Here is a 3,338-nt window from a genome sequence, read left to right as displayed (position 1 = left end):
AACACCTAATACAATGGCTAATGCAATGGGATATGTTTCTAATGACATCCCCAAGACTTGTGGAAAGAGAGAGAATAATGGCAAAGTGAGTCCTAATAACCCAAATGCGAGAGCATACGGTATCGCATACGAATCTGGCTCGGGACTTTGATCGATTTTCACATACTCTTCCCGAAGATGCTCGAATACGGACAAATAGACTATACGAGCCCCGCACAATAAGATCAAAAACGCAGGAAAATTGGAGATCAGTGCATTCGAACCTCCAAAAATCGGCTTAGAAATGAAAATACCAACCAATAGCAGGATAGTGTAAACAGAAAGTCGGATTATATAAGGAACTGTCCCATCATTTTCGCTGGTCCGTCCCTGGATTATCCAACTGATCCAAGTCCCTTTTGATACCTCATTCTGTTCAGATCGTGTTGATCCTTGCTTGTCGTGGTTGGCAAATTCTTCTTTTGAATTGGATTCAGCACGGTTAGTTTGGGTTTCTTGTTTAACCAACTGAATCTCTGTTGTCTGTTCTAACTCATCAGATGAATATCCCCCATATTGATCTACATACTTGTTATGACCCATACGCTCGTACCGCTCTCTCCTCTTTCGACTACTGAGAACTTCATATGCCGATTTGAGTTGTTGAAACCGCTTCTTAGCGTCCGGATGGTCACTTATATCAGGATGATACTCCTTGACCTTCTCCCGATAGGCAGTTCTAACAGCATTCATTGAAGCATCTTCAGAAAGGTCAAGCACCTCGTGATATGTGGATGCCATATAAATCCTAATTGTAATCTCAGATTGAGGAACTAAAGATATTATGTCAACAGAATATTAAAACGTCGTGGGAATACTTGGTGTTGCAAATACGACCTGGGAGATATCTTAAATCGGCATTTATCATTGTTCAAAATGATCGAGGTGTGAGCAAGATCCCCAAGACGATTTTAGCAACCTCATATGTATCGATTTATCCATTCTATTCGCAGCGTGGCTCTTCCACGTTTCAGAAGACTTGTTCAGAGAACGGTTCTAGAGCAATCTTACCAAACATATTGGATTAGTCGAGGGGTTATATTAGGTAAGAGTCAGCGTCCTCAACGGACTCGGTCCCGCACGGTCACGCTGAAGACGCTCCTCGACGAACACGAGCATATGTGTGGGCGCAATTCCCTCTTTACCGAGCAAGACGACCTCGAGGATCGCTTCGGCGCCGAAGTCGTCGCGGACGGTAGCTACAGGCCACGACACAACATCGCACCCGGCGACGACCTACACATCATCACGAACGAGGCCTCAGATGAGATTGCTCGCTACCACTGGAGCCTGATACCGTTCTGGGCTAACGAGCCCGAAGGGGGAATGATCAACGCTCGTTCGGAAAACGCGGGCGAGAAACGCGTGTTTGAACGAGCGTGGAACTCTCGACCCTGTCTCGTCCTCTCGTCAGGCCTCTACGAATGGCGATCGACGAACGGTGGATCGAAACAGCCCTTCCAGATTCACCGCGAGGACGATCCCGCGTTCGCGATGGCCGGCCTCTGGGACGTCTGGGAGGGTGAGGACGAGACGATCTCGTGCGTCACGATTCTCACGACGGAGCCGAACGACCTGATGAACTCGATCCACGATCGGATGCCGGTCGTCCTACCGCAGGACGCGGAATCCGACTGGCTCGCCGCAGACCCGGACACCCGCAAGGAACTGTGCCAACCGTACCCGAAGGGCGATCTGGACGCCTACGAGATCTCGACGCGGGTCAACAACCCCGGCAACGACGATCCCCAGGTCATCGAGCCACTGGACCACGAGCAATCAGGCCTCGGCGAGTTCAGTTCCTGATAGCTGACGACGTCACGGTCACTGCATCGGCGACGCCGCCGCCGAATCGACGAGCGAGTACTCTCGATCTCGGATGGTACCTTCTGCCGTGAGGCGGTCTTCGAGATGCTTACGCTCGGTCTTATCCAAGTGTGCCTTCCGCTGAGAGAGCATACGTACTATGCGACGATGACTCGTCTGTTATCAGACTAGCACTCATCCTGATCATCTGATTCCGTTTCAGATGGCCATGTTGGGCCCTCTGGGCGGGGGATTTCCTCTACCAAATCCTTCTCGAACTGTGAAGCTCTCCAGGCTATCACGTTCTCCTTCCGCTGGACGTACTTTTCGTCGGTATCCAGCCAGCGGGCAATTTCGTCGTAACTGTGACCAGCACAGAGCAGCACCATCAATGCGAAATCGAAGCGATCGAGATTGCTCTCGTTCGCATCGGCATCAATACGGTCCAGGAACGCCTTTGAGGCATCACTGACGAACTCCATCAGTATCTCATACAGCCCCTCGTCATCAAACCCATCAAACGTGAATCCCTCCGTGATGTTGTTCCCAGGGTCACTCTCTTCGGTATCCCAGTGAATCTCTTCGAGGGCCGCTCTTTCACAATCGTGGAGTTTCGACAGGCGCTCCGGATTCTCCTGTTCCCAGGTTGTGATTGTGTCGGCCACAGCCTCAGATTGAGCGTGTTCGATATAGGGCTCACACCCCCGCTTCGCGATGACTGACTCGATGTTCTTCCCCGAGATCGTCAGTAGGACGGACGCACATCGATCAGTCTGTTCAAGGATCTGTGCGACTTCACGACGCGATTCGAGTTCGTCAAGGCCTGCACGTTTCTGCGCGTCGTGGACGAGGTTGTTTCTACGTTCTTTGACCTCGACAAGCGATCCATGGTCACCTCCAGTCAGTATTTGGATATCACAGAGTTTCTCTAATCGCTTCGCGTGCCCCATACTCCGAACGTGCTCCGTGATGCTGTCGAGACGAGCTTCCTCGCGAAAGAGCTCGTTGAGGACCGTTTCTGTCGTCAACTCTTCGATGAGTGCCGAGGCAAGGAGTAGATACGAAAAGAATGACCGCTCAACGTCGCTGTCGATCTCGTCGGTGGACCGGAGTTTTTCAGCGATTTCAGCACGCTGTTCGAGATAATACTCGAGGACGTTGTCTGAGTGCCCGACGAGAGAGTTTTGGCGTTCTACGTAGGCAACTTGGAGGAGTAATTCCTTCTCGAAAGGAGTGCTCTCACTCAGCTTCTGGCACTTCTGGAGCGAAGTTGTGGGGAGATGGCGGGTCAAATAATCGATGTCGTCGTAGACGAGTGGCGTATTCGTCGGGCAATTGTCTACGATTGACTGAAAGTCGTCGTTGTCAGCGAGCTCGCTGAGTGCAGCACGTATCTCGTCGACGCTAAGTTCCCGGACATCTTCTGACGAGTCTGATTCTTCACCGACCGGAACAACGCGGTACGACGCATCTCCAACGATGACGACCGGCCC

Annotated in this window: 3 protein-coding genes; 1 reads left to right on the top strand and 2 read right to left on the bottom strand. The window is 51.5% G+C overall.

Features of this window, described 5'->3' with window-relative positions:
- Window positions 1–780 (bottom strand): J domain-containing protein (locus tag BLW38_RS15540; protein WP_177167546.1); only part of this gene is annotated, 780 nt, incomplete at its 3' end.
- A 378-nt stretch (window positions 781–1,158) separates the two neighbouring features.
- Between BLW38_RS15540 and BLW38_RS15535 the strand changes: the two genes are divergently transcribed.
- A complete protein-coding gene (locus BLW38_RS15535) occupies window positions 1,159–1,845 on the top strand; it encodes an SOS response-associated peptidase (RefSeq protein WP_092818095.1) in 687 nt (228 codons plus the stop codon).
- Between the two features lie 188 nt (window positions 1,846–2,033).
- Here BLW38_RS15535 and BLW38_RS15530 read toward each other — a convergent pair.
- Window positions 2,034–3,338 (bottom strand): hypothetical protein (locus tag BLW38_RS15530; protein WP_092818094.1); only part of this gene is annotated, 1,305 nt, incomplete at its 5' end.

The sequence above is a fragment of the Halopenitus malekzadehii genome, from assembly GCF_900108505.1.
Lineage (GTDB): Archaea > Halobacteriota > Halobacteria > Halobacteriales > Haloferacaceae > Halopenitus > Halopenitus malekzadehii.
This window is presented reverse-complemented; position numbering and strand designations above follow the sequence as displayed.

Coding starts and splice junctions, on each gene's coding strand:
- BLW38_RS15535 (WP_092818095.1), top strand. CDS start 1,159: ATGTGTGGGCGCAATTCCCTCTTTACCGAGCAAGACGACCTCGAGGAT.